The organism is Pseudoalteromonas sp. NZS127, from assembly GCF_015864805.1.
Classification (GTDB): domain Bacteria; phylum Pseudomonadota; class Gammaproteobacteria; order Enterobacterales; family Alteromonadaceae; genus Pseudoalteromonas; species Pseudoalteromonas nigrifaciens.
On the sequence record NZ_JADYWN010000012.1, the window covers coordinates 31,056 to 58,040 of the forward strand.

Sequence of the window (26,985 nt, forward strand, 5' to 3'; positions counted from 1 at the left end):
GATGCTTGTTTGACCGCTATAAATCTGGCGAACAGGCAGTTTTAGTTCATATTGACTTTCCTAAAGAGGGGGATCGCGAAGATCTTCACGAATTAGAATTGTTGGTATCTTCTGCTGGTGTTAGTAGTTTGGCGGTTGTGCAAGGCAGCCGTCAAGCACCACATCCGAAACTATTTGTCGGAACTGGTAAAGCAGAAGAAATAGCTGAGACTGTTAAAATCCACAATGCCGATGTCGTTATTTTTAATCATCAACTCAGACCGTCCCAAGAGCGTAACTTAGAACGCATTTTGCAATGTCGTGTGCTTGATAGAACCACCCTTATTCTTGATATATTTGCGCAACGAGCACGTACCCACGAAGGTAAGTTGCAAGTTGAACTGGCGCAATTGCGTCATATGTCCACGCGACTAATTCGTGGTTGGACGCATTTAGAGCGTCAAAAAGGGGGCGTGGGTTTACGTGGGCCGGGTGAAACACAGCTCGAAACCGATAGACGCTTATTGCGCGCCCGCCTGCAAAATATTCGTGCACGGCTAGATAAAGTTGCTGTACAGCGCGAGCAAGGTAGACGCGCTCGTAGTCGTAACGAAATACCAACTGTCTCGTTAGTAGGGTATACTAACGCGGGTAAATCAACATTATTTAATCGCATTACAAACTCAGATGTTTATGCTGCAGATCAATTGTTTGCGACGCTTGACCCAACGTTACGAAAACTTGAGTTAGGCGATGTTGGTCCGGTTATTTTAGCCGATACTGTTGGCTTTATTCGCCATTTGCCGCATGACTTAGTGGCGGCATTTAAAGCGACGCTAACAGAAACGCGAGAAGCCGACTTACAGCTGCATGTTATTGATGTGGCAGATGCACGACTAAAAGAAAATATTGAACAAGTACAATCAGTACTCAAAGAAATTGAAGCTGATGAAGTACCGCAATTATTGGTTTATAACAAAATTGATGCGCTGGATGATATTACTGCGCGTATTGATCGCGATGATGAAGGTCAACCTATAAGGGTATGGCTTTCTGCTCAAACCGGCGAAGGTTGCGAGTTACTTAGCGAAGCTATTAGTGAGTTACTTGCTAAACAAATGCTTAGCGAAACACTATTGCTCGCACCACAATATGGACGGTTAAGATCGTCGTTATTTAGTTTAAGTGCAGTAAGCGATGAACGCTTTGATGAACAAGGTAACTGGCTGTTAGATGTTAGGCTGCCTCTAGTTGAGTGGAATCGTTTAATTAAAGAATTTGGTCCTGAAATTGCTGGTTTTATCGTCTGTGATTAAAAATTGATGTAATTAATGTCGGTTTTTGTATAAGAAACGCAGTAGATTTGTTAGATTTAACTCAATTTCCTTATTTATTTAGATAACAATGGAGTATAGCTATGGCCTGGAATGAACCGGGTAATAATGGCAATGATAAAGATCCGTGGAATAACAAAGGCGGACGAGATCAAGGCCCACCTGATTTAGACGAGGTGCTGCGTAAATTCAGTAACAAGTTTAGTGGCTTATTTGGCGGCAAAAAACCGGGCAATGGTAGCAGCGGTGGACTTGGCGGAGCCGGTATTTCATTTATACTTATAATTGCTGTAATTGTATGGGCACTCAGTGGTATTTATACCGTGAAAGAAGCCGAGCGTGGTGTGGTTCTTCAATTTGGTAAGTATGATCGTATTGCTGATCCTGGTCTGCGTTGGAAAATGACCTTTATTGAAACCATAATACCAGTAGATATTGAAGCTGTTCGTTCATTATCAACGTCTGGTTTTATGTTAACTGAAGACGAAAACGTAGTAAGCGTTGAGTTTCAAGTGCAATACCGTGTTATTGACCCATACTTGTATAAATTTAGTGTAACTAATGCTGATAGCAGCTTAGAAGAAGCACTAGAAAGTGCTCTACGTTATGTAGTTGGCCATGCAAAAATGGACCAAGTTCTGACTAACGGCCGTGAGGTTGTGCGCCAAAATACATGGGATGAGCTTAACAAGGTTATTGAACCTTATAACTTAGGTTTAATTGTGACTGACGTGAACTTTAAAGATTCTCGTCCACCGGCTGAAGTTAAAGACGCGTTTGATGATGCAATTGCTGCACAAGAAGATGAAGAACGCTTTATCCGTGAAGCTGAAGCATATGCGCGTGAAATTGAACCTCGTGCTCGTGGTCAAGTTACCCGTATGACTCAAGAAGCCGAAGGTTATCAAGAACGTATTACACTTGAGGCACAAGGTGAAGTTGCTCGTTTTGAAAAGCTATTACCAGAATATCAAGCGGCTAAAACAGTAACTCGTGAGCGTTTATACATTGATGCAATGCAAGAAGTATTAGGCAATAGCTCTAAAGTACTTGTAGATGTAAAAGGTGGCAACAACATGATGTACTTACCACTTGATAAAATTATGGAAAAGCAAGGCACAGCAACACGTGTTGCACTTCCTAGCTCAAGTGATATTCAAGATTTACGTAACAAAGTAAATACGTCACGCAATAGCTCTGTTAATAGTGGTAGTGACCGCTTTAACAACGATCGTTTTAATGATGGGAGATAACAATAATGAAAAACTTTAGTTTAGTCATACTATTAGCTGCCATTGTAATGTCTTTCTCGTCTGTTTTTGTTGTACCTGAAGGGCAAAAAGCAATTGTTTTGTTATTCAGTAAAGTACAAAAAGACAGTGATGATCAAGCCATAGTGTACAGCCCAGGCTTACAATTTAAAGTACCATTTTTTAGCCAAGTACGTCGTATTGATGCACGTATTCAAACGCTTGATGGTACACCAGACCGCTTTGTAACGAGCGAGAAAAAAGACTTAATTGTTGATTCGTTTGTAAAATGGCGTGTTAACGACTTTAGTGCTTTTTACTTGCGTGCTCGTGGCGACAAGCAATATGCTGAAACGCTGCTAGAACAAAAAGTAAATAACGGTCTACGTACTAACTTTGGTACACGTACTATTCGTGAAATAGTGTCGGGTGAGCGTAGCGAGTTAATGGAAGAGGCGTTAGTACAAGCTTCTGAAAGTGCCCGCGAGCTAGGTATTGAAGTGCTTGACGTGCGTGTTAAGCAAATAAACTTACCACAAGAAGTAAGCAGCTCGATTTATCAACGTATGCGTGCTGAGCGTACTGCGGTTGCTAAAGAGCATCGTTCAGAAGGTCAAGAAAAAGCCGAAACAATTCGTGCTGGCGTTGATCGTCGTGTAACGGTAATGCTTGCCGATGCTGAGCGTAATTCACGTACAGTACGTGGTCAAGGTGATGCTGATGCAGCAGCTATTTATGCTAATGCGTATAATAAAGATCCTGAGTTTTTTAGTTTTGTTCGTTCGTTAGAGGCGTATAAACAAACCTTTAAAAACAAGCAAGACGTAATGGTTCTTTCACCAGATAGCGACTTCTTTAAATATATGAAAGGTGCTACAGCACAATAAAGCTAACCAATATATTTAAATCTTAAAAGCCTCGCGTTAGTGGGGCTTTTTATTGAAACAGATTTAATGCATTAAACCACTGTTATCTATGTGGTTATTAGTTAATATTTATACATATAAATATACGAGCGGAAAATATAAGCTAAACGGGGTGAACTTTGGCTTTGTTTTCTGGTAAAATCTTGTCCTAATTTTTTTAAGTGAAGTTACAATGGGTAAAAACGTTGTTGTATTAGGCACCCAATGGGGTGACGAAGGTAAGGGTAAGGTAGTTGACCTCCTTACAGATAAAGCATCTTTAGTAGTTCGTTATCAAGGTGGGCACAATGCTGGCCATACCTTAGTGATCGACGGTGAAAAGACGGTTCTGCACCTTATTCCATCGGGTGTATTACGTGACAATGTTAAATGTGTGATTGGTAATGGTGTTGTTTTATCACCAGAAGCGCTAATGAGAGAGATTGGCATGTTAGAAGCACGTGGCGTACCTGTACGCGAGCGTCTTTTAATCAGTGCTGCATGTCCATTAATTTTGCCTTTCCATGTTGCATTAGATGTAGCCCGTGAAACTGCACGTGGTGATAAGCCAATTGGTACAACTGGCCGTGGTATTGGTCCTGCGTACGAAGATAAAGTGGCACGTCGTGGTTTGCGCGTAGGGGATTTATTTAATCCTGAACTATTCGCAGCAAAACTAGAAGAAGTTCTTGAATACCATAACTTTACTTTAGTTAATTACTATAAAGTAGATGCTGTTGATTTTCAGAAAACCTTTGATGACGCAATGGCCGTTGCTGATATTTTAAAAGCGATGATTGTTGATGTTACTGAGCTTTTAGATCAAACGCGTTTAGCTGGCGACAACATTTTGTTTGAAGGTGCACAAGGTACATTACTTGATATCGATCATGGTACTTACCCTTATGTAACGTCTTCTAACACTACAGCTGGTGGCGTTGCTACTGGTGCTGGTTTTGGCCCACTACACCTTGATTATGTGCTTGGTATTATTAAAGCATATACAACACGTGTTGGTTCAGGTCCTTTCCCTACAGAGCTTTACGACGGCCTTGATAAGCAAGACCCAGTTGGTAAGCACTTAGGCGATAAAGGCCATGAGTTTGGCGCAACCACTGGTCGACTTCGTCGTACTGGTTGGTTAGATGCCGTAGCAATGCGTCGTGCAGTGCAAATCAATAGTATTTCTGGTTTTTGTTTAACTAAGCTTGATGTTTTAGATGGCTTAGAAACACTTAAAATTTGTACTGGTTATAAGCTTGAAGATGGCACAGTTACTAACGTAACGCCATTAGCAGCTGAAGGTTACGAAAAAGTAACGCCAATATACGAAGAAATGCCAGGTTGGTCAGAAAATACTGTTGGTGTAACTAGCCTTGATGGTCTACCAAAAGCAGCGATTGATTACGTTAAGCGTATTGAAGAGCTAACTGGTGTTCCTGTTGATATTATTTCTACTGGTCCAGATCGTGTAGAAACTATGATACTTCGCAATCCGTTTGCCTAATATCAGCTAGACTTGAAAAAAGCTGCTTAATGCAGCTTTTTTTATGTCTAAAAATAACAATAGAGTATAAATATTAATCTTGGAACGATCTTTGTATAGTATTTAATAGGTTTATTTTTATAAGTGATGAAGATGCAGTTACTTTTTAGTCATTCAGTTTTGTTATTACCATTAATGACATTCTCTTTATTGATGAGCAGCAATAGCTTAGCTGAGGAAACGGCAGCAGCAGTGCCACTGTATACTGAGACTGAGTTAATTTCGCTAATTAATAAAAACACCCACTTAGCTCGGGTTAAGGCAGATGATTGCCAGTTAGTACAAGATATAGAAGCGCGAGCCAATAAAATGGCATTACCATCGTATCAATTTTTATATGGCGATATGCTAGCCTATAACGTATGTGTTGATCGCGATGTAGAGTTAGGTGTGTACTATATGCAAAAAGCGGCTGAGCAGGGCTTAGCAGCGGCTTTAGAACAGTTAGGGCGTTACTACGATATTGGGCGTTTGGTACAACAAGATAAAGCAATGGCAATCACTTATTTGCGTGAAGCGTCATCGCAGGGAAATTTAAAAGCGCAGTTTCGCTTAGTTAAGCTATTTAACCAAGGCTATGGCAGTCCACGCGACTTTGAGGATATGTATCGTTGGTTATTTAATACCAAGGTCGCAGATGCCAATACGCATAGAAAAATTGAGCGTTTATTAGCTCAGTTAGCTGAAAAAATGCCAGCCAGCGTTGTGGCTCGTGCTCGCCTACCCATGTAAGCATATTGATATACCAAAAACACACTAAAAAGGCCTAACTCTTGCGAGTTAGGCCTTTACATTAAAAGCTAACAAAAGTGTTAACTTTCTTCTTTAGCTTTTGCTTGTGAATCTTTTAGTAGTGATATTTTAGCCGGTTGCAAAGCAACAATGCGCTCACCTTCTTGCGGTGGCTTTTCCATATCACTGGTAAAGGGTCTAAGTTTAACTGGCGCATCGTCATCGCCATCTTTATCCCCTTTGAGAATAAACAGTGGAATTGCCTCTGGGTTCATTTCTTGATATTGCTCCCAGCTAAACTCATCAGAAATACGGGTAGCACTTACTTTCCCGCCTTTTGCTATCACACTGCTTAAGCGTGCATAAGAGCCATTTTCACCAAATAAAATTTGGCGCGATAAGAAAGTCGCACTGTCTTTATTCGCTTTAGCATGCGATGAAGATGAACGTAGCGAAAACACATTTTTATCATTAAGTAAGTGAGAAAAATATTGTACACCTAGCGCATTGTGATGGCGATTTGGTGACAGTGCCAACACACTACGAATAGTGGTTAAAGGCAAGTAACGCTCAGCATGTTCAGATTGCGGATTACCGTAGTAACAAGGCAAACCATCCATACGGGCCATTTTACAGTTTTCCCATGCAGGGTCAGATAAGTGCACAGGAATATTTTGATCTTTTAAGCCACGCGCAATAGCCCGCGACACATGGTTTGCGCCAATAATTAAAATGGTACTTGGTGATGGTTGACGTACACCAAGCAGTTTAGCTAAAGGGATGGCAGTTAGGCTTTGTAGCACCACGGTAATAATAATAACGGTAAATATGAGTGGCACCATTTTTTCTGCATCAGCAACACCTGCTTCCATCATGCTCAGCGCAAATACAGAGCCAACAGCTGCGGCAACAATACCGCGTGGCGCAATCCAAGCGAGTACTAGGCGTGACTTCATTGGTAGGTCAGTACCAAAAGTCGATATTGCAATACACACAGGGCGAGCAATAAATAGCACAATAGCTAAAAATATAAAAACGTCACTATCTAGCATCATTAAATCAGAGAGTTCTAACCTTGCTGCAAGTAAAATAAACAGTGTTGAGATTAAAATCATTGATAGATCTTCTTTAAACTCAAGCACCGAATCAATTTCTAAATCATCTTGGTTAGCAAGCCAAATACCAAATACAGTCACCGCTAATAAACCTGATTCATGGCTTAAGTGATTAGACACGGAAAAACTTATAAGCACTAGGGCTAAAATACCAAACTTATGCAACTCAAAGGGTAACCACTCTCGGCGCATAAGTTGTGTAGTAAGCCAACCGGCAACAACACCAATTGTTAAGCCTACACCTAAGGTTTTAACTAGCGCGATAATGGTATGGCTAAAGATTTGACCTTCGCCAACCAACATCACTGCTTCAAAAACTAATACTGCAAAAAGAGCACCAATAGGGTCTATAACAATGCCTTCCCAGCGTAGTATTCGGTCGATGTCTTGAGTTGGTCGCATAGAGTTTAGCAAAGGGGCAATAACAGTAGGACCCGTTACAACAAGTACCGCGCCGAGCACAGCAGCTACTCGCCAGTTAAGCTCTAATAGCCAATAAGCACTAAAGCTAATGATTATACACGTAGTAAGCATGCCAATAGAGCACAGGTTTCTGACCACTTTACTGATGCCTTTTAATTCTCTGAAGTGCAGGGTAAGAGAGCCTTCAAATAAAATTATAGCAACGCTAAGTGACACAACAGGAAAGAGTAAATCGCCTAAAAGGGCGTCAGGATCTAGTACGCCAGTAAATGGCCCTAATAATAGTCCTGTAAGCAACAAAAACAGAATAGCAGGGACTCTAAACGCCCATGCTACCCACTGGGCAAGCACAGAGCAAAGTGCGATACCGGCTATATAAATTGCTGACATAGAATAAGAATTCCTTGTGGATATGATAGATAAAAGTATAACTTATGTTAATTATAATACAGGGGTATACACGGATAAGTTAAATTTTGCTAATAGAATTTTAGCTGTTTATCAGATATTACGGGTTTTGAAGTCTGTTATTTTATCAGTAATTTTAATAAATACCCTATAAAAAGGGTTTAACTTTCTGATAATTAATACAAAAACAGTTCGTAAAATAAGCTGTATTTTACTTGGTTTGAATTTTAACCTTGATTTTACCTGCAGTTTTAGCGTATTATACTTCGTGTTCAAACAATTAGTCATCTAATTAAGTGGTTATTTTAAAATAATAACTTATTAATATTAGAGTCACTTTAAAGCGGTATAATACTGTTTTGTAGTGATTTAAGGGTTTGAGCAGTATAAATATCATTTACCGAACTCTTTGGTATGATTTTGCTAAACAAGTTTATTTAACTATTTAAATAAATAAAGGTTTGAGTTGAATTATTACCTTTCAATATTTAGCCCCCATCGTGGCGGTTAAATCTCGGTCCTTAAGTCATCACCCTATCTGTTGGTGTATCTGACTTAAGAGGCTCTATGTATGTTGTTAATAAAAAAGCCACACACAGCTTTTGCAGCGATACATAAACAACACTTTTTAAATTTTTTGTTAGTACTATTCAACACCGTTGAGTTGTTGCTATTTAGTACTTGCGCTTAAATCTATAACAACAGTTTTAGATAGAGTCGCTTTGCGTGTGTAAAAAAGTGTTTTTAAATGATAAACCAAATTCGAAGCTATGTTTTAAACCTAGCTAACTAGTTTTAGCTCATCACATTGCATGAGCGCAAATAAAATGGAAAGTTGAACATTTATGAATAAGTTAAATTGGCGACGTATAGTACTTAAAGTAGGTAGTGCTTTAATTGCACCGGATCAAGATGGCTGCCGTTCACGTTACATATTAACCATTGCACAGTTTATTGTTCGCTGTCGTGCTCGTGGTATTGAAGTTATTTTAGTTTCGTCAGGCTCAGTTGCTGCGGGGGCACATTTGTTCCCATCAGATACAGCACGTTCAGTCGTGATGAAAAAAGCAATGGCTGCCGCAGGTCAAACAGAAATGATAGCAATGTGGGATAGGTTTTTTGACTTTCCATCAGCTCAATTATTATTAACCCACGGTGACTTACGTGATCATGAACGCTATCAAAGTATTCGCGAAACTGTATTTACTTTGCTTGAGCACGGCGTGTTACCTATTATTAATGAAAATGATGCAGTAACAACCGATGATCTAAAAGTAGGTGATAACGATAACTTATCTGCTATGGTTGCAGCAGCTGCTGATGCAGATGCACTGCTTATATTTTCAGATGTGGATGGGTTATATGATAAAAATCCTAACTTGCATGACGATGCTATTTTACTGCCTGAAATAAAATCAATTGATGACTCTATTTATGCTATGGCAGGATGTGCAACTAGCGCAGTTGGTACAGGCGGTATGAAAACCAAAATTGAAGCGGCTGAAAAAGCAACCTCACATGGGATTTCAACTTATATTATTAACGGCTTTAAAGAAGAGACATTTACGCGTTTACTTGCAGGTGAAAACCCTGGGACTATTTTCTTACCATACGAAAAACCAATGCAAGATTCTGTACATTGGATGACGCACACTGCAAATGAGCAGGGTGAAGTTGTTGTAGATGGCTCGTTTGACAAGTCACTCGAAGGCGAAACAGGCTGTATTCGTGGCGATGAAATAATGGCCGTGCATGGCGAGTTCGCAATTGGTGACACTATTTTAGTACGTAGTGAAGATGGTACGCGTTTAGCCAAAGCAACCGCAAATTATAGTAGCTGTTTGTTGAGCTTTATTGCTGACAACGAACAGAGTGAATTCAGCGAAAAAATGCAGGACTCAATTGGACCTGTTATATCTGAAAAACATATCGCATTATTGGAGAAGTCATGAGTTTAATTACGGATATTTCACGCCAGGCAGCAAAAGCTGCTCATCAGTTAGCGTTACTCGATACCGAGACAAAAAATAAAGTGCTATTGGACATGGCTGCAGCACTGCGTGCAGAAAAAGCATTTATTATTAAAGAGAACGAAAGCGATTTAGCCGCGGCACGCGACAATAACTTAGCAGCCGCAATGGTCGACCGTCTAACGCTTAACGATGAACGTGTAGAAGCAATGGCTGAAGGCATCGAAGTGATTGTAAGCTTAGATGATCCGGTTGGTCAGCTACGCGATATTACCGAACGCCCAAATGGCATTAAAATTCGTAAAATGCGCGTACCACTAGGCGTAGTTTGTATGATTTACGAAGCGCGCCCTAATGTAACTGCAGATGCGGGTGCATTGTGTTTTAAATCGGGTAATAGCGTAATTTTACGCGGCGGTAAAGAAGCACTTAAAAGCTCACAAGCAATTGCTAGCGTAATGCACAGCGTGCTAGCAAAGCATAATTTACCTGAGGCACTTATTTCGGTAATTCCTGACCCCGATCGTGGCTTATTAATGGAATTAATGCAGCAACGTGACAGCATTGATTTAATTATACCCCGTGGTGGTGAAGGGTTAATAAACTTTGTAACCGAAAACAGCACAATTCCAGTGATCCAACACTTTAAAGGTGTATGTCATTTGTATGTAGATAAAGACGCCGATCTTGAAGTGGCAATTAACCTACTGCTTAATGGTAAAACGCAACGTACCGGTGTGTGTAATGCTTTAGAAGGCTTAGTTGTACATCAAGATATTGCCGATGAGTTTTTAAACTTGTGTGCGGTAGTGTTACGTCAAGAAGGTGTTAAAATTAATGCCGATAGCCAAGCAGCTACGTATTTTGACAATGCAACAGTACTGGGCGACGATGAGTTTGGTGAAGAGTATTTAGATTTAGAAATAGCCATTCGCGTAGTTCCAAGTTTTGCCGCAGCTGTAGAGCACATAGCGCAATTTGGTTCGCATCATACAGAAGTAATTTGTACTAAAAACGCTGCTACGGCAGAGTTATTCCAACGTAGTATTGATGCTTCGGTAGTAACTGTTAACGCTTCATCGCGTTTTTCAGATGGTTCACAACTGGGCTTAGGTGCCGAGATTGGTATTGCAACGTCTAAGCTACATGCTTACGGACCTATGGGCCTTGAGTCACTAACTACTGAAAAGTATTTAGTTAATGGCGACGGTCAGATCCGCGAATAAACTTAGTTTATTTCAGGACAAAACATATTATGAATTTCAAAAGCCGAGCTGCAGCTCGGCTTTTTTGTGCAATAAATTAACTTAGGCTCTACTTTCGCGCTAGCCAGTAAAATTAAAAAGCGTGCAATAGCGTTAGTTTTAACTATATGGCGTATATTTTTGGATTGGAATACAGAGTGAAACTTAAGATTAAATAACAAACAAATAGATGACATTGAGGCAATACTAAAGAGGGAGTAGGAAAGTGGTGGAGCTAAGCAGGATCGAACTGCTGACCTCCTGCGTGCAAGGCAGGCGCTCTCCCAGCTGAGCTATAGCCCCACATTCCTAAATTTTACATATTACGTAAAAGCTTGATTGCTGATTCTCAAGCGGGACGAACTTTAAGATTTTTTATAAAATAGGTCAAGTATTTTTTCACTAATTTTACCGTTTAGATGAAATTTTGATAGACTCAACAACAATATTCAGTAAAAAGACAATTAAAAATGAAAAAGTATGCCTTAGTACTGATGGTTCTGCTTGTGGGCTGTGCTAACTCAAGTGACGAGCAACCTTATGAAATAAATAATAAACAGTTTCATGAAAAGCAAGATGAGCAAGGAAATAAGCTATTTGCCTATGTCGTATCGGTAAAGGCTAAAAGTCGCCAGAACATTAATTTAGATAAAAAGTTCACTCGCAGTGACTTTGAGCGTTTTGCAGCGCAAGAGCATTTTGAAGAGTCGAGTATTTTAAAACTGCAGTTAGAAGATCAAGCTGTTGAATTTTTAAATAAAGAGCTTGAAACACGCAACTATTGCCCCGCTAAGCATGAAATTAATGAGGTACTGTGGCGTGATTTAAGTGTGCAATTAAGAGGACGTTGTTTGTAGTATGTTAGCTGATAAAACAAAGTTAGCAGCGCTATTAGCGCAGTTAAATATTAATTATGAGGTGATAGAGCACCCACCATTACATGGCAGTTTAGATGCCGATGCCTTTATGGTGGAGCGCCCGGGTACACGACTTAAAAATTTATTTTTACGTGATAATGAAGGTAAGCGGCACTTTTTAGTTATAACCGCCCATGACAAGCAACTTGATTTAAAAATATTGTCAAAACAACAAGGGTTATCGCGGCTAGGATTTGCCTCAAGCGAGCGTTTAGCGCGCTACTTAAAAGTAGCGCCTGGGTGTGTATCTATGCTTAGTCTAATGAACGACAAGCAAAACGAGGTAAGCGTTTGGCTAGATCAAGATATTTGGCAAGGCGAGTTATTTCATTGTCATCCGTTTGAAAACACCCAAACCTGGTTGCTTAATAAAGCAGACTTAGAGCTGTTTTTTAACTTTACTGAGCATCAGCCTCGCGTAGTATTTTTACCCTCAAGGTAAGCCCATATAATTAGCATCAAGCCGCATAGACAAACAGCCAATAAAGCAGTCATAAATGCGGTTTGCCCATGATGCTGGTATATCACTCCAGGTAATAACGACCCAAGTGCACCGCCGCTGTAATAAAACGATACATACCCGCCATTAGTAACACTTGGTGGTGCTTTACTGATTTTATTCACTAAGGGCGCCGCAGTTGAGTGAATCACAAACATAGCCCCGCAAAATAATGTAAATGCGGCTAAAAATACTATTAGCTGGTGGCTCATTAACATGACAATACTAACACTGTAAAACAAAAATATAGCCGTTAATAAATGCCATGGCGAGGGCGCTTTTTTAAGTAACCAAGGCGTTGTAATAGAGGCTAAAGCACCAATTAAATACCCACTGTAAACCAAGCCAATATCGCGAGTATTAGTGATCAAAAAAGTATTTTGCAAAATAAAAGGTAAATAATTAAGTAAAGCGGCAAAGCAAAAAAACATACAAAACACCGCACCATACACTTTTAGCAGCGGCCCTTCACGCAGTTGTTTAATATAGTCTAGAGGTGAAAGTATTGATTTAACGTTATTACTTTTAAAGCGGGTATGAGGAATACTCCACGCAAGCAAAATGAGCATGGTGGCAATAAAATAATAAAAACTTTGCCAGTGCCATATATCGCTAAAAATAGCTGCCAGAACACGCCCAAAATAGCCGCCTACTATGGTGCTGCCAATGTAGATTGTCATATTTTTTTGCAGTGTATCGGCACTAAAACTCATGCCAATATAACTGGTCATGGCTGTTAATGCCGCTGGTAATATTAGGCCTTGTAAAAAGCGTACCAATAACAGCAGCTCAAAGGTGGGGGCGTAAACAAATAATAAACAGCATCCTCCCAATAACAACATAGCAATGCGTAATATAAATAAAGGATTACGTTTAGTTAAAAACAACCCATACACTAAAGGCGCAATAGCCAGTGGTAGCATAGCCGCAGTCATTAAGCTGCCAGCAACGGCGGGCGCAACGCTAAACTCAACTGCAAATAAGCCAAGCAGTGGTTGTGGAGCGTAAAGTACAAAAAAAATAAATACAGAGCAAAGCAGCAAGTGAGGTAAGCGCATTATATAGCTTGGTGAGTAACTAATAGTTAAGTGGCAGTATATTAAAAATCCCTTGTGTTTGATAATCTAAAAACGAATACTTTAAGCGACTATTGGTGTGCCCATAAATTGTAATGAGTAATTGTTTACTAAAAAGTTATCATCTTTGCGCTAAATCATGGTGTTTTTATCGTCGTTTGTTAGATTAATGATGATAGCGCTGTTATTTGCCGGCATTGGTGATTAAAATAGTCTTAATATTAGTTTTTAGTGGAATAGAGCCATGGGGTCACTTCAAGAGCAATTGCTCCAAGCAGGATTAACAACATCGCATAAAGCTAAAGTTGCTAAATCAGAAAAGCGTAAGCAGCAAAAAAAGCAAAAAAAGGGTGCAACCAGTAACCCTAGCGATTTACAAAAGCATATTCAACAAACAAAACTTGAGCAGCAACAAAAAGCAGAAGAGCTTAACCAGGCACGCCAAGGTAGTTTAAAGCAGCGCGAGCAAAGTGCCCGTGTTAAACAAATTTTAGAACACCATAACCAAGAAGCAATACGTGGTGAGCGTACTTTTAACTTTACTTACGAAAACAAAGTAAAGAGCATTGAAGTAAACGAAAGAACGCAAAAAGCGTTATCGGGTGGTCGCTTAGCTATTTGTGTGCTCGAAGGCCGATTTTACGTATTAGAAGACGAACCGGCACGTAAAGTAGCTGAAGTAGATGAACATTATATTGTTTTTCATGTTGAGCCAGAAAGCAAAGAAAAAGACGAAGACGATCCATACGCCGATTTTGAAATACCAGATGATTTAACGTGGTAAATTTTAGTTAAGTGTAGACTCATTTAATTTTTGCTAAAGTTAACTTAAATGAGCTGTACATGTATTTGTTCTGATTGATCGTCAAATGCTATTAGTTACGTATGCTTTTTATAGTGTTGTTGACTACAATCACCAGAACAGTTTTTTAACCGTCAAAAAAGAAGAGTAAATACAATGAGCAAAATTAAAACACTTTTATTAGGCGCGGGTATTAGTTTAGCCGCAAGCTTGTCATTTAATGCAGCTGCTGCAGATGGTGCTGCACTTTACACTGCTAAAAACTGCCAAACGTGTCACGGCGCAGAAGGTAAGGCACCTATTATGGGCATGTACCCTAAATTAAATGGTCAAAATAAAGACTATTTAGTTGCACAAATGAAAGACATTAAATCAGGTGCGCGCAGTAATGGTATGTCTATGGCTATGAAAGCTATGGTAGCAACCGTAACAGATGAAGAGTTTGCTGCAATTGCTGATTACCTTGCAAACGTAAAATAATAAACGCAGTTAATTATTTTTATTAAAAAACAGCCACACCTAGTGTGGCTGTTTTATTTCCTGATGAAAAACCCCGTCATTTATGTCGGGGATGTAAGTCTTTAATTTCCTGATTGCTATAACCTAAATACTAATTTAGACTTCTAAACATCTATTGCTCAATTGATCTTATGTGTATTTAAAGGCTTATTATGTTTGATTTACCCCAGCTCGATTTAAAAAATAAAGTATCAGCACAAGAATGGCAGCTACGAGTTGATCTAGCCGCCTGTTATAGGTTGGTGGATCATTTTCGTTGGGGCGATTTAATTTACACGCATTTATCAGCGCGGATACCGGGCAGTGATCATTACTTAGTGAATGCCTTTGGTTTAACCTTTGATGAAATCAGCGCTTCTAACTTAGTTAAAGTAGATTTAAGCGGCAATATTATTGACGACACGCCTTTTAATATTAATCCAGCTGGCTTTACTATTCATAGCGCAATTCACGAAGTACGCGACGATGCGCATTGTGTGATTCATTTACACACGAAAGAAACCATAGCTGTTGCTACACAAAAAAATGGCTTATTGCCACTAAGTCAGTATTCCATGTTCTCTTTGCCGTCGCTTTCGTATCATGGTTACGAAGGGTTAGCGGTTAACGATGATGAACGAAAACGCTTACAAGATGATTTAGGCAATACTAACCATATGTTGTTAGTTAACCACGGTGGCTTAACAGTGGGGCCAACGGTGGGCGATGCTTTTATGCGCTTTTATGATTTACAGCGCGCCTGTGAAATACAGCTCGCTATTCAAGCCAGTTCGCAGCAGGCTATTAGCGTCCCGCAGCCTATAATCGACAATATTTATAATCAAGCAAATGTAGTGCACAGTGGTAGTACTGGCGGGCAGTTAGCGTGGCCAGCTATGCTGCGCAAAGCGTACCGACTTGATCCTAGTTTTGCAAAATAACCATTTAAAGGTTAATAAGGAATATTAATGAAAGTAAATCGCGTTGAAGTGTTTGATATTCATTGCCCAGATCGTCCTGCTTGGACTCCAGTATTTGTACGTATTCATACTGATGAAGGCATTAGTGGTGTGGGTGAAGCGGGCCTTGCATATGATTTAGGCCACAGTGCTGCTGCCGCTATGATCAAAGAAATGGCCGATGCATTTTTAATTGGCCACGATCCGTTTCAAACCGAAAAGCTGTGGTCGCGTATGCTACGTGAAAGCTTTTGGGGTTTAGGTGGCGGGCCTGTTGTATATGCTGCAATGAGTGCGATTGATACTGCCCTGTGGGATATTAAAGGTAAAGCACTGGGTGTACCTGTGTATCAACTACTTGGTGGTAAGGTTAACGACAAATTACGCACTTATGCATCGCAACTACAGTTTGATTGGGATAGCGAGTTTAAAGCATTAGTGCAGCCGCAAGAATACGCCGAAGCGGCTTTAAAAGCGGTTGCCGAAGGTTACGATGCAGTAAAAGTAGACCCAATTCAGTACGATAAAGACGGTAATACTTACTACGACCGCACTAATATTATTTCCCGGGCTGAAATGAAGTTGTATCGTGCGCGTATGCAAGCTATACGTGAAGCGGTAGGCGATGAAGTTGATATTATTTTTGAATGCCATAGCTTACCAGGGGTGACTTCGGCTATTCAATTGGGTGAAATAGCGAAAGAATTCGATTGCATGTTTTTTGAAGAACCCGTTAACTATTTAAACCATTCATTGCATGCCAAAGTGGCTGATAAAGTAGCCGTGCCAATTGCTGGTGGTGAACGCTTGTATAACCGCTGGGGTGTACGCCCATACTTAGAAGATCAAAGTATTAATGTATTGCAACCCGATATTGGTTTATGTGGTGGTTTTACCGAAACGAAAAAAGTGTGTGACTACGCCGATATTTTTGATGTGCGCATTCAAGCGCATGTATGCGGCGGGCCAGTAGCGACTGCAGCTTCACTGCATTTAGAAACAGCCATTCCTAACTTTTTAATTCATGAGCATCATACTTATGCGATTAAAAAATGGAACCGTGAGTTGTGTCTGCAAGATCCTCAACCTAAAAATGGCTTTTTTCAAGTGTCGGAAGAGCCAGGTATTGGTATTGAATTAAACGATGAGATTGTAATGCGCTCGCAGCGTGTAGAAATTAAATAGTTTTAGCATACAGATTAAAAAGCCGCGTAGTGATAGCTCACTACGCGGCTTTTGCTATTTGGCGTTATTGTTATAGCTGATTAATTTTACACTGCACGCCTTTTAACTGCTGCGTTGCTTTGCTATCAAGATGGCGAACAAAGCATTGCTTGCCTTTAATCATTAACTCAAACTGGTCGGGCATATTAAGCTGCTTACCCATAATAGGATTACCCATAGAGTCTTTATGGTTGAGTTTATCGAGCGTCACAGTACTGTTAGTAGTAAATACATCATCGGCTAATTGCACTTGTGAGCTATGCAGTAAGCTGGCAATAGCATTAGCTACTGCTATGCTATTAGGTGTTACTAATAGCGCATGCTGCAGCTTAGGAGTTGGCTCAGCGCTTTGTGCTAAGCAGCCGCTGAGTGCGGTTGTTATAAATGCGATTACTGTAAGTCGGCGTACTTTCATGGTTTATCTCATGTTATCGCTAAGAATAGTATTTTGCTCAAGCAAGGTTTGAATTCGCGTATCTTTTACTTCAGGCGAATCAGTTGTAATAGCAGGTGCAAAACCTTGTTTACTGTTTATGGAGCTTGGCGCAGGGCAACTACCGGTATTTCGATAGTTAAGCGCTGTTTTAAGCAGTGCTTCATTGGCATTACCTAATGGCTGAGAAAAGTCATCGGCAAGCGCACAACCATTTAATAATACGGGTTGAAAAGCGTTATCAATAGTGTTTTTTGGCGCAAAGCCATCAGCATACTCGCCAAAACCTTTATTATTTATACCGCTAAACTGAATGGTAAAATAGGTGGTTGCGCAGTTATCGGTAGGATAAAAGCCATAAGGCTTGCCACAGGTACCAGAGCCTATCTGGATCACTTCAATGTCGGCGCCGCGCAGACCATTAATAATGGCTTCGCTTGCTGAACAGGTGCTGCTAGTCGTGAGAACAAATACGCGGTTTAGGTTTAATGTTGGCAGTGCGCTACCGGGCACAGTTGCAGGGTTATCAGCAAATCCCACAAACTGATTAGTAAACGGCATTGGGCTAAGTGTTTGCCCAGTTACCGGGTTGGTATTTGGATTTTTATCGTTAAAAACAGTACGCTCAAACACTTTTCCTTGGGTGTTCGCGCGGCCCGCAATCATATAGGCTACTTGGCTGGCCATTTGTAAAAAGCCGCCGCCGTTATAGCGTACGTCAATCACTAAGTCTTTAATGTTACTTGCTGCAAATTGGTTAAATGCATTGTAGAGCTGATCTTCAGCAATCGCATTATGGCTATTAAACTGAAAATAACCCACATCGCCATCGGCTAAGTCGGTACGCACATTGACTACCGGTTGCGAGGTAATATTTTGCGAGGTGAGTGTTACGGTACGGTTTTGGTTAGTATTTATGTCTTTAAATACAAACTCGGTCGTTTTACCTGTTTGCTCAGGAAACAAACTTGCACTAATAAGAGCAACTTCACTGCTGGAAGTCGTATTTACAAAATCAATGCCATCTACTGCAACAAGTTCAAAGCCACGAGCAAGGTTTTGATTACTCGCAGGTGTATTTGGCTCGGTATAGCTAATAACGGCTTGGCGTGGCGCGCTGCGAGCAAGTATTTTTATATTAAAGCCATAGCCATAGGTTACCCCTGATTGACTTTGGCGCTGCCACTCATCGGTAGGTAAGTTAAAGTGGTAGTTATCTTTTTTAGCGCCCGAATCGGTCAGTTCATTGGTTTTTAAGGTGTTAAAATAAGCAACTACGCCGCTTGTAAGCGCTGGATCGGTATCTATTATCTCATCGTACCAAAGGTAGGTTTCGTTACTCCACGAACGCAGCCAGTTTTTTTCATTACTTGCTTGGCATTGTCCTTTAAATTGGCTGGCACTGGCAAATACCCCTGCGCTCCAGCTATTGGTATTGCTATTAGGAGTAAGGCCCTCGCTATCGCTACCGCCACCACACCCAGATAAAACGCTAAGCAGTGCTAAGGAAGCGAGTGTTGTTGTTTTTTTGTCACGAATTTTAGAGTGCATATAAGAAGCTCTATTTTTAAACGATTAATTTAAATATAGCGGCTTTTATTTAGAGTTGATAGCAGTGTTTAGCGTTTTTATAGCTTAATTGCTGCCAAAGCGCTTGGTTACTACATAAGTTAAAGTGTGCCTGCCATAAGTCGTTATATTGGGTATTAATTTGGCAAACGGGGAAGTTACTCGCAAACATTATTCTTTGCTCGCCAAAGTGTTGCAAAATAATATTAAAGCACTGTGCTTGCTGCCCGCTATTGAGCTTAAGTAACTCAAATCCCGAAAACTTAATTGCAATGTTATGGTACTTGGCGAGTAATTTAATGCCTTGCTGCCACGCTGGCATATTGTGGGGTAAACCTGCGTGATTAAGTATAATTTGTAACTGTGGAAACTGTTTGGCGTATTGAGCAATTTGCTTAACTATAATATGGTTTTCAAGCTCAAACTGGGCTTCAAAATGTAATTTTAACTGCTGTAACGTTTCAAAGTTATTGTAGCAATTACTGCTGAGCAAACGTTTGGCGTCATCACCTTGGGTAATATCTCTAATGCCCGCTAAGCTTGGATGGGAAAGGTTACTGAGCGCATGGCTAAATAGCTGATTGCTTTGATCAATCTGGGAAAAACTAACGGCTTTGTAAGTAATACCAGCCAAGTGCTTGGTGAGCCAGTTAAGCTCGTTTATAGGTGCGCTGTTATCAAATCCCGCTTCAATATGCACTAAGCCTGCAAGTTTAAAGTCGCAATCTTGCATTAATTGCGCAGCACTGATCGGCTGCTTTATTTTGTCTAAGTTAGGCCATGGCGGCGGGTTAGCGCCTTGTAACCAAGTATATTGCCCCTCAAGTAGATTAAAAAAATGCACATGGGGGTCAATAATAGCACTACTCATTGCGCTGTATAACCACCGTCAATACTTTGCAAGCTACCGGTGATAAAGCTTGCATCATCGCTGACTAAAAAATTCACTAAAGCGGCTACTTCATCAGCTTGGCCTAAACGGTTAAGTGGCTGCAATGCCGCCTCTTCGGCTACTGTTTGTGCTTTATTGGCACCACTGTTTTTACAGTAAGCGTCTATGGCGTTATGAAATAACGGTGTTTCTATAGTGCCAGGGCACACGGCATTAGCCCTAATATTAAAACTCGCGTAATCAAGCGCGGTGGTTTTTGCCATAGAAGCAAGGGCGTGTTTAGTCAGGTTATAAGCAAATGAATTTTGTTTACCTATAATTGCCTGATCTGAGGCTATAAGCACAATAGCGCCGTTGTTTTGGGTTTTCATTATTGGTAATACACTTTGCACTGCCGCATACGCGCCTTTTACATTAAGCGCAAATAGTGCATCGAGAGTTTGCTCATCGGTACTTTCTATGTTGGCGCTTAAATGTTTTCCTGCATTAGAAACAAGTACATCAATGCGCTGCGTTTGCTCAACTATGGCATTAATACAACGACGTACAACAGTGACATCGCTTACATCACAATGATGAAACTCACCAAAGTTACTTGGTGTTATATCAAGGTTATGTACTTCATAGCCGCTTGCTAGTAAGCGTTGTACTACCGCTAAACCAATACCTTTGGTGCCGCCGGTAACAATAGCCACTTTTGACATACTTGCTCCTTTATTTGTTATTACTTTTTAATTAGTGAGAGTGACCACATCCGCCTGCTGCATGCACATGGCCATGCGATACTTCTTCGCTGGTGGCTTCACGTACCGACACTACTTCAACATCAAAAGTCAGTGTTTTACCTGCAAATGGATGATTTAAATCACAATCGGCATTAAAGCGGCCTACTTTAATAATAGTTACCTGATGACGACCTTGATCCGAGCTTACCATTGCGGTCATGCCTGGTTTCCATACTTTAACTTTGCTTTGTGTTTGTAAATGCTTTAACGGAATGCGTTGTACTAAGTTATCAACACGTTCGCCGTATGACTCGCTTGGCGCTAATGTAACGCTAAACTTTTCGCCAGCGGCTTTGCCTTCCAGCGCATTTTCTAAACCAGGAAGCATGCCTTCGCTGCCATGAATATAAGTAAGAGGCGCTTCGTTAGTGCTGGTTTCTATTTGCTCACCGGCTTCGCTAAGGGTGTAATGAAATTCAACGGCTGAATTTTTACTAATTTGCATGCTTATCTCTTTAAATTTTGACTGTATTAGTTAGAGCGTAATTTTACGCGAAATATGTTTTTTTAGAAACTTAACGTGGCTGATTTAATGTTTTTTGTAGATCTAACAATAAATCTTTTTTAATAGTTGTTACTTGAGGCTTTTCGGCCTGAGGAATAAATAACACTAATTGAATACCTGGTTTGAGCATACTCGACGCTGACAGTTTATTCCATTTAGCTAGGTCACTATGCGGCACATTGTAAAGCTGGCTAATGCTCCACAAGGTATCGCCTGGTTGCACTTCATAGTCTATTTCGAGTGTTGCAATTACCACTTCTTGATGCTCAAGGTAGGGGCTAATTTTATAATCAATAGTCAATGATTCCGGAAGTGTTTTGGGCTGGCCAACAAGTAATTTTTCACCAACGCCAATTAAGTTGTTTTGTTTATTATTAAGTTGCTTTAAGGTACTTAAAGGCATGCCAAAGCGCCTAGCAATACTGTAAAGCGTATCGTTTTGTTTAACTATGTACTCTCCAGCAAAGTTAGTTTTAAAAAACGAGCTGTTTAATAGTGCCTGTTGCTCAATTGGCAGTAATAACGTATGCGGACCATTGGGTGAACTTTGATTTTTTAAATACCCTTGATTAAGTGCATGTAGCTGCTTAGAGCCTACTCCAGAGAGCTTGGCAATGATTGAAAAATCAAATTGTTGGCCTACATTCATATGGGTGGTCAATGCTTTGTAAGCGAGCTTTGGGCGTTTAAAACCTTGTTGCGGATGTTTAACTAAGTAGCTTAGTGCCAGTAACTTGGGTACATAATCGGCGGTTTCTTGAGGTAATTTTAGCGACCAGTAATCAGTGCTTTTACCGTGCTTTTTATTTTGTTTAATCGCGCGTTTAACTCGCCCTTCACCGCTATTATAAGCGGCGAGAGCGTGCAGCCAATTGCCATCAAAGCGTTTATATAAGTAACTTAAATACGCCAGTGCTGCGTCGGTGGCGGCAAGTACATCTTGGCGGCCGTCATACCATTGATCAGACTTAACCCCAAAATGATGTGCAGTTGCTCCTACCAGTTGCCATACGCCAACGGCTTGCTGCGATGAGTGTGCAGTGGGTCTAAATCCGCTCTCTACAAAAGGCAGCAGTGCTAACTCTATTGGTAGTTGCTGTTGTTCTACCTTTTTTACAATATGGTATAAATACGGAGCAGCTCGTTTGCTCATAACTTGCAGGTAATCGGGTTGCTGCAAATACCAATTAATACGCTTTTTCAGCGCTTTATTTTGCTCAATAGGAAAATGCAGATTATTAGCGATATGCTGCCATAAGTCAGTTGTTTTGGCCGGTGGCGTTATTATCTTATTTTTTGTATTTTTAGGCGGCGTTATGCGTAAGTTAGTTTTTGTGCTTTGCGGTGTTTTTAATTCACTAGGGGCGCTGTAACTTGGCTTAAAGTGAGTAAATATTTGCGGGGCTTCTATAGGCTCTGGCTTGGTGGTTTCACAGCCAAATAAAAAAACACCTAAACAAGCTAAAACCAAACTGCGCATAACATTCACTTCTATTAAAATCCTTTTACTATTTTAACACAGTCCGTTGTGTTGAGTTATTTTGCGTTTATCGCGCGAATTAATCCTGCTTGTAAAAATAAATTACTCGACTTGGCATTAAGCGACTCTTGCATGTAGGGTTTAATCGCGACATCAGGAAATGACAGCATTAACTGCTCTATTGTTTGCCCACTATTATTAGCTACATGCTCTGTAATGGCGGTTAAAAATGCGTGCGACTGCTGCAGTTGCGACTTATTAGTTAGTTCACCATGACCAGGAATTATAGTTTTTAGCACTGAGTCATTAATATATTGTTGTAGCAGTGCGCGCCAGCTGCTTAGCTCGCCGTGGCCAGGGTAGGGAAGCCAGTCAACAATATCTCCACCAATCAAAGTGCTGCCACTGTTAGTTGTAATGGTTAAATCGCCATTGGTATGTGCTTGGTGGGCGTTTAAAGTAATTTCAAAATTGCCTAAGTCTAATGTTTTATTGGTGTTTATGCTTATTTCAGGTGCATTGAGTTGATATTTTTGCCAGCGGAATAGGCGCTGTTTAGCGCGTTCTAACTTTGTACGCCACTGCGCTTGCTCATTTTCGGGGAGTGTTGCTAAGCGTTGGTAGCTAAGCTCAATGCTTTTTTCGAATCCTTCTAGCTTATCGTTAAATGCTTGCTGATAAAGGGCAAAGTCAGTTTTTACTTGCTGATGGGTAATTAATTGCGCATCGGGGTAAAAGTGCTGCATTACAGCCATCCCCAGCAAATGATCGTCATGAAAATGAGTGGCGACTAAGTAACACAAAGGTGTTGTTAAGTGCTTTTTTAAATCGCTAGCAAGTTGTTCTACTGCAGCAAAGTTGCCGCTGGTATCTACTAACAGTGCGCATTTACTACCTTCAATTAATACTTGGTTTGAGTCGTAAAAACGTAGTTTATGCTGTTGTTTTAAAAATTGAATATTGGGACTTATTTTCTCCCACGTAACATCGGCGTTAGCATTGGCTGCAAAATAAAAAGAGTTAAGCAGTAGTAGGTACTTACTTAATTTAAATAAACGCAGGGCTGACTTCATATAACGCTCTCTATTATGGTTTAAAAGCTGCGTAATAAATAAAAGCGCTCTAGGCGCTTTTATTTATTATGTTTAGAGTCATTTGATAAGTGCTGACTCAACTTATCAATGAGTTGATCTTGGTGTTGCAGATCAACGGCTTTTATAGTCTTTGCTTCTAGCAATTCGTGGCTTAAATTTAAGGCTGCCATAAGTAGGGCATTTTGCTCATTTTTAACAGTAGAGCGTTGTTTCATTTGCTCAACCAAATCATTGAGATTTTTAGCTGCCGCTTTAAGTGCCTCTTCTTGCCCAGGTGGGCAAGCAAATTGCTGCTCTTTACCAAGCAATTCAACAGTGACTCGCTGGTTTTGCAGCTCAGACATTAGCTAGCCTGTTGTGCGCTTTGTAACTTATCAAGCAGGCCAGATAAAGTAGTGCTGGCATCTTTTTGCTTTTCTTCGTTTTCAAGGGCTTCTAATTGCAAAAGCTCGTTGTCGTCAGCGAGTTTACTATTTTGTTCTTTTAAATTAGAAACATCAGCTTGTAATTGATTATTACGCTGAATTAATTGGTCGATCAGTTGTTCGAGTTGTTGAAGAGTGTTGTTATTCATAAAGGCGCTCATATAACTGTAATTAAGGTAATGCAAATGTAAAGCAAAGTTTGTTTATTTACCAGCATTTACGCTGGTTTTAGCTGATTTTTATTCTCTGTTAAGGGATAATTCAGTGTATTGGCTTTTTCATTCAGAAATGGTTCATTTTAATGGCCGCTTATCAGGGGATAGGTTGTCAAAGTACAGTGCTTATGGTTCACTGTTTTTATTAAATAGCGTATGGCGAAAATAAATAATGCTTAGTTACAGACACTCATTTCATGCCGGAAACCCTGCCGATGTACTTAAACATTTAGTGTTAGCACAAGTGTTAGGTTACCAAACTTTAAAAGATAAGCCACTGGATTATATAGACACTCATTCGGGTGCGGGCTTTTTCGAATTAGCAGCGGCCGATGCACAAAAAACACAAGAGTATCAAGACGGCATTGAAAAACTGTGGCAACACACTAGTAAACACTCAGCTTTAAACGACTATATTGCACTGATCAAATCGTTTAACCAAACAGCCAATTTAGAGTTTTATCCGGGTTCGCCAAAAATTGCGGAACACTTTTTACGCCGCCAAGATAAAGGCTGGTTTTTTGAGCTGCACCCACGTGATTTGTTATTACTAGAGGAGAACATGCAAGGGAAGCGTTCGATTCGAGTACGTGGCGAAAATGGTTTTGCTGGTTTGGTTGGCTTATTACCCCCTGCATCGCGTAGAGCCTGCGTGTTAATAGACCCACCTTATGAAGTCAAAGACGATTACGACACTGTTATTACTACGTTGATGCAAGCGTACCAGCGCTTTGCTACCGGCACATACATGATTTGGTATCCTGTTGTTGACCGCAGCCGCATTGACAACATGGAGCAAGACCTAATTGACTCTGGCATGCGTAATATTCAATTATTTGAGCTAGCTACCAAAGCCGATACCGACGTGCATGGCATGACTGCCTCGGGGATGATAGTAATTAATCCACCGTGGAAATTAAAACAGGTTATGGATGAGGTGTTGCCAGAGCTGGTGAGTATATTGAGTGAATCAAGTGGTTTTTATCGCAGCGAGCAGTTAGTCGCAGAGTAACCCACATAGCAAAATGCCCAGTTAAACTGGGCATTTTAATTATTACTGCAGTTATTTTAGTTAAAGTAAACGGCTTTAAAGGTAGCTAGTTGCTCACCTTTTTCATCTTTTAAGCTCAACGATTCGCCATTAACTTGCCACTGCGCAGCTTTACTTAGCATGCTAGACATTGCAGCCTCTTGATCCATGTTTTCATGACACATTTTTTGCGTTGCCGCTATGTGATCAAAAGTCACCGTTTGCTCATTAACTTCATAACCACCGTTAAAGTTATTGCAGCCTAAAAACCCATGCACTTTGCCATCATTACTAAATTGAATGAAAGGTTCTTTTGTTGTAACCGTAACATTATCGCCAGCTAAAGTGATTGCTTTCCAATATGTATTTGCTAAATCAACATCTGGTTTTTGATCTACTTTTGTAACCACAATTTTGTACGGGCTGGTTTGTGCATCTGCTGCGAATGGGTTGTTATTGCTTGTGCTGGTGTAGAGTAGCTCACCATTATTTTCAATACGTGCACTAACGCTGTAGCTAAGTGCTTTATTAATTTTGTTAGTGTCGTAGGCAAGCTCTACTGTATAAGGAGGACCACCATTTAAATCAATCACCTGCTGGCTAATAACGGTTGCTTTAACATCCATTTTAGATACATCGGCAAGTGTTACTGTTAGCTGTGAATTAGGCGCCAACATGCTGCGATCAAGGTAACTAACTTCAGTTGTTAGCGTTGCTGTTGACTCTGCCTGTGTTGTCTGTGCAGTGTTCTTAGTATCATCACATCCAGATAATACCAATGCGCCACTGGCTAAGAAGCTGATCCCTGCTACCGATTTTAAAATTGAACTTGGCTTACGTTTAAACATCGTTGTTCCTTTAATACTAAATTAGATGATTTTGAATGATGATAGTGCTTAGTTACTTAATCAAGGCTTAATTGAGGAGTAAAAGTTTGGCTTAGTGATTGTTACAACGCATAAAAAAGGGCGCTTATGCGCCCTAAATAAATGTTTTTACTTTTTAACAAACTTGGTCAGAATTACAATACGTTGACCATCAACACGCCCTTCAATATGTTCAGGATTACTGGTTAAGCCAATATTACGTACTGCAGTACCGCGTTTAGCGGTTAGGCTGCTGCCTTTTACATCTAAATCTTTAATTAGCGTTACGGTATCACCGGCTTTAAGTACTACGCCATTGCTATCAAGATGCTTTAAGTCGTCATCTTCAGCAAGTACTTGTTGAGCCCATGCTAATGTATCTTCTTCTAAGTAAATCATGTCTAGGGCGTCTTGTGCCCAGCCATTGTCGGCAGCTAAGCGGCTCAACATACGATAAGCAACTACTTGAACTGCAGGAGTTTGGCTCCACATGCTGTCGTTTAAGCAATGCCAATGGGTAGGGGTTAGCTCAGCGGTGTCTTCAATTTGATCTTTACATACTTGGCAAGTGTAAATGCATTTATCTGAGTGGGCTTCTTTAACTGGCGGAACTTCGTACACAGATAAAGTATCTGTTGCTGCACATAATTCACATTGGTTATTACTACGTTCTACTAAGGCTTGTTCAATGCTCATATAGGAGGCTCTTATGCTGTTTTTACAAAAATATTATGTGGTTATTATACCTCCATCTAGGCTCTTTGTGTACATTTGCACTAAGGATTAGCGCATATCCATATAAAAAGTATG

General features: G+C 40.4%; 27 protein-coding genes and 1 tRNA gene. 14 read left to right on the forward strand and 14 right to left on the reverse strand.

All coding sequences use genetic code 11. The annotated features are described in order from the left end of the window. Positions 1–5: 5 nt before the first annotated feature. The 5 genes from hflX (at position 6) to I6E78_RS11820 (ending at position 5,746) form a co-directional block, all read left to right on the forward strand. The gene (hflX, locus tag I6E78_RS11800) at positions 6–1,295 is read left to right on the forward strand and encodes a ribosome rescue GTPase HflX (protein ID WP_197182574.1); all 1,290 of its coding nucleotides are present in this window, start codon (positions 6–8) and stop codon (positions 1,293–1,295) included. Between the two features lie 101 nt (positions 1,296–1,396). Then, positions 1,397–2,566 (forward strand): FtsH protease activity modulator HflK, encoded by a 1,170-nt coding sequence (gene hflK, locus I6E78_RS11805; RefSeq protein ID WP_197182575.1) that lies wholly within the window; start codon positions 1,397–1,399, stop codon positions 2,564–2,566. A gap of 5 nt (positions 2,567–2,571) precedes the next feature. Further along, on the forward strand, positions 2,572–3,450 hold the full coding sequence (gene hflC, locus I6E78_RS11810; RefSeq protein ID WP_011326987.1) for a protease modulator HflC: 879 nt from the start codon (positions 2,572–2,574) through the stop codon (positions 3,448–3,450). Positions 3,451–3,661: 211 nt separating this feature from the next. Next, positions 3,662–4,975 carry an adenylosuccinate synthase gene (locus I6E78_RS11815; RefSeq protein ID WP_011326988.1) on the forward strand — a complete coding sequence of 438 codons (1,314 nt, stop codon included), beginning with the start codon at positions 3,662–3,664 and terminating at the stop codon, positions 4,973–4,975. A gap of 132 nt (positions 4,976–5,107) precedes the next feature. Further along, positions 5,108–5,746, forward strand: a complete 639-nt coding sequence (locus I6E78_RS11820; protein WP_197182576.1) for a tetratricopeptide repeat protein — start codon at positions 5,108–5,110, stop codon at positions 5,744–5,746. An 80-nt stretch (positions 5,747–5,826) separates the two neighbouring features. Here the strand turns inward: I6E78_RS11820 and I6E78_RS11825 are convergent, their stop codons facing one another. Continuing rightward, positions 5,827–7,674: a cation:proton antiporter gene (locus tag I6E78_RS11825; protein ID WP_058372400.1), complete on the reverse strand. Its 1,848-nt coding sequence runs from the start codon at positions 7,672–7,674 to the stop codon at positions 5,827–5,829. A gap of 863 nt (positions 7,675–8,537) precedes the next feature. Between I6E78_RS11825 and proB the strand changes: the two genes are divergently transcribed. Next, positions 8,538–9,644, forward strand: a complete 1,107-nt coding sequence (gene proB, locus I6E78_RS11830; protein ID WP_011326992.1) for a glutamate 5-kinase — start codon at positions 8,538–8,540, stop codon at positions 9,642–9,644. Beyond that, positions 9,641–10,888, forward strand: coding sequence for a glutamate-5-semialdehyde dehydrogenase (locus I6E78_RS11835; protein WP_058372401.1), 1,248 nt, complete (start codon positions 9,641–9,643; stop codon positions 10,886–10,888). The genes proB and I6E78_RS11835 overlap by 4 nt, the downstream gene beginning before the upstream one ends. A gap of 245 nt (positions 10,889–11,133) precedes the next feature. Here I6E78_RS11835 and I6E78_RS11840 read toward each other — a convergent pair. Continuing rightward, a tRNA-Ala gene (locus I6E78_RS11840) sits at positions 11,134–11,209 on the reverse strand. 167 nt (positions 11,210–11,376) lie between these two features. Here I6E78_RS11840 and I6E78_RS11845 point away from each other — a divergent pair. Beyond that, positions 11,377–11,763 (forward strand): hypothetical protein, encoded by a 387-nt coding sequence (locus tag I6E78_RS11845; RefSeq protein WP_197182577.1) that lies wholly within the window; start codon positions 11,377–11,379, stop codon positions 11,761–11,763. Between the two features lies 1 nt (position 11,764). Next, entirely contained in the window at positions 11,765–12,265 is a 501-nt protein-coding gene (locus I6E78_RS11850) for a prolyl-tRNA synthetase associated domain-containing protein (RefSeq protein WP_197182578.1), read from the forward strand. On the opposite strand, the gene I6E78_RS11855 is transcribed toward I6E78_RS11850, so the two are convergent. Beyond that, positions 12,232–13,380, reverse strand: coding sequence for an MFS transporter (locus tag I6E78_RS11855; RefSeq protein ID WP_197182579.1), 1,149 nt, complete (start codon positions 13,378–13,380; stop codon positions 12,232–12,234). The genes I6E78_RS11850 and I6E78_RS11855 overlap by 34 nt on opposite strands. Before the next feature lie 262 nt (positions 13,381–13,642). Here I6E78_RS11855 and I6E78_RS11860 point away from each other — a divergent pair, with 262 nt between their 5' ends. From I6E78_RS11860 to I6E78_RS11875, 4 genes are all read left to right on the forward strand, one after another. After that, on the forward strand, positions 13,643–14,182 hold the full coding sequence (locus tag I6E78_RS11860) for a DUF2058 domain-containing protein (RefSeq protein ID WP_058372404.1): 540 nt from the start codon (positions 13,643–13,645) through the stop codon (positions 14,180–14,182). Between the two features lie 174 nt (positions 14,183–14,356). Beyond that, the gene (locus I6E78_RS11865) at positions 14,357–14,680 is read left to right on the forward strand and encodes a c-type cytochrome (protein ID WP_011326998.1); all 324 of its coding nucleotides are present in this window, start codon (positions 14,357–14,359) and stop codon (positions 14,678–14,680) included. A gap of 191 nt (positions 14,681–14,871) precedes the next feature. After that, positions 14,872–15,639, forward strand: a complete 768-nt coding sequence (locus I6E78_RS11870) for a class II aldolase/adducin family protein (RefSeq protein WP_011326999.1) — start codon at positions 14,872–14,874, stop codon at positions 15,637–15,639. Between the two features lie 27 nt (positions 15,640–15,666). After that, a complete protein-coding gene (locus tag I6E78_RS11875; RefSeq protein WP_011327000.1) occupies positions 15,667–16,842 on the forward strand; it encodes a mandelate racemase/muconate lactonizing enzyme family protein in 1,176 nt (391 codons plus the stop codon). A 70-nt stretch (positions 16,843–16,912) separates the two neighbouring features. Here I6E78_RS11875 and I6E78_RS11880 read toward each other — a convergent pair whose 3' ends face one another. The 9 genes from I6E78_RS11880 to I6E78_RS11920 form a co-directional block, all read right to left on the reverse strand. Next, positions 16,913–17,296, reverse strand: coding sequence for a hypothetical protein (locus I6E78_RS11880; protein WP_011327001.1), 384 nt, complete (start codon positions 17,294–17,296; stop codon positions 16,913–16,915). Between the two features lie 3 nt (positions 17,297–17,299). Then, the gene (locus tag I6E78_RS11885; protein WP_193038832.1) at positions 17,300–18,865 is read right to left on the reverse strand and encodes a S41 family peptidase; all 1,566 of its coding nucleotides are present in this window, start codon (positions 18,863–18,865) and stop codon (positions 17,300–17,302) included. Between the two features lie 49 nt (positions 18,866–18,914). Beyond that, positions 18,915–19,754: an amidohydrolase family protein gene (locus I6E78_RS11890; RefSeq protein ID WP_089367628.1), complete on the reverse strand. Its 840-nt coding sequence runs from the start codon at positions 19,752–19,754 to the stop codon at positions 18,915–18,917. Next, complete coding sequence (locus I6E78_RS11895) at positions 19,751–20,479, reverse strand: SDR family NAD(P)-dependent oxidoreductase (RefSeq protein ID WP_058372409.1); 729 nt, start codon at positions 20,477–20,479, stop codon at positions 19,751–19,753. The genes I6E78_RS11890 and I6E78_RS11895 overlap by 4 nt, the downstream gene beginning before the upstream one ends. A 31-nt stretch (positions 20,480–20,510) precedes the next feature. Then, entirely contained in the window at positions 20,511–21,005 is a 495-nt protein-coding gene (locus I6E78_RS11900) for an FKBP-type peptidyl-prolyl cis-trans isomerase (protein ID WP_011327005.1), read from the reverse strand. Positions 21,006–21,075: 70 nt separating this feature from the next. Then, positions 21,076–22,545, reverse strand: coding sequence for a LysM peptidoglycan-binding domain-containing protein (locus tag I6E78_RS11905; RefSeq protein ID WP_197182580.1), 1,470 nt, complete (start codon positions 22,543–22,545; stop codon positions 21,076–21,078). A gap of 56 nt (positions 22,546–22,601) precedes the next feature. Then, positions 22,602–23,618, reverse strand: coding sequence for an MBL fold metallo-hydrolase (locus tag I6E78_RS11910; RefSeq protein WP_011327007.1), 1,017 nt, complete (start codon positions 23,616–23,618; stop codon positions 22,602–22,604). A gap of 59 nt (positions 23,619–23,677) precedes the next feature. Then, positions 23,678–23,983, reverse strand: coding sequence for a cell division protein ZapA (locus I6E78_RS11915; protein ID WP_011327008.1), 306 nt, complete (start codon positions 23,981–23,983; stop codon positions 23,678–23,680). Then, positions 23,983–24,213 (reverse strand): cell division protein ZapB, encoded by a 231-nt coding sequence (locus I6E78_RS11920; RefSeq protein WP_011327009.1) that lies wholly within the window; start codon positions 24,211–24,213, stop codon positions 23,983–23,985. The genes I6E78_RS11915 and I6E78_RS11920 overlap by 1 nt, the downstream gene beginning before the upstream one ends. Before the next feature lie 238 nt (positions 24,214–24,451). On the opposite strand from I6E78_RS11920, the gene I6E78_RS11925 reads away from it, so the two are divergent. Then, the gene (locus tag I6E78_RS11925; protein WP_011327011.1) at positions 24,452–25,291 is read left to right on the forward strand and encodes a 23S rRNA (adenine(2030)-N(6))-methyltransferase RlmJ; all 840 of its coding nucleotides are present in this window, start codon (positions 24,452–24,454) and stop codon (positions 25,289–25,291) included. 56 nt (positions 25,292–25,347) lie between these two features. Here the strand turns inward: I6E78_RS11925 and I6E78_RS11930 are convergent, their stop codons facing one another. Next, positions 25,348–26,157: an META domain-containing protein gene (locus I6E78_RS11930; RefSeq protein WP_197182581.1), complete on the reverse strand. Its 810-nt coding sequence runs from the start codon at positions 26,155–26,157 to the stop codon at positions 25,348–25,350. 147 nt (positions 26,158–26,304) lie between these two features. After that, positions 26,305–26,871 carry a PhnA domain-containing protein gene (locus I6E78_RS11935; protein ID WP_011327013.1) on the reverse strand — a complete coding sequence of 189 codons (567 nt, stop codon included), beginning with the start codon at positions 26,869–26,871 and terminating at the stop codon, positions 26,305–26,307. Between the last annotated feature and the right edge of the window lie 114 nt (positions 26,872–26,985).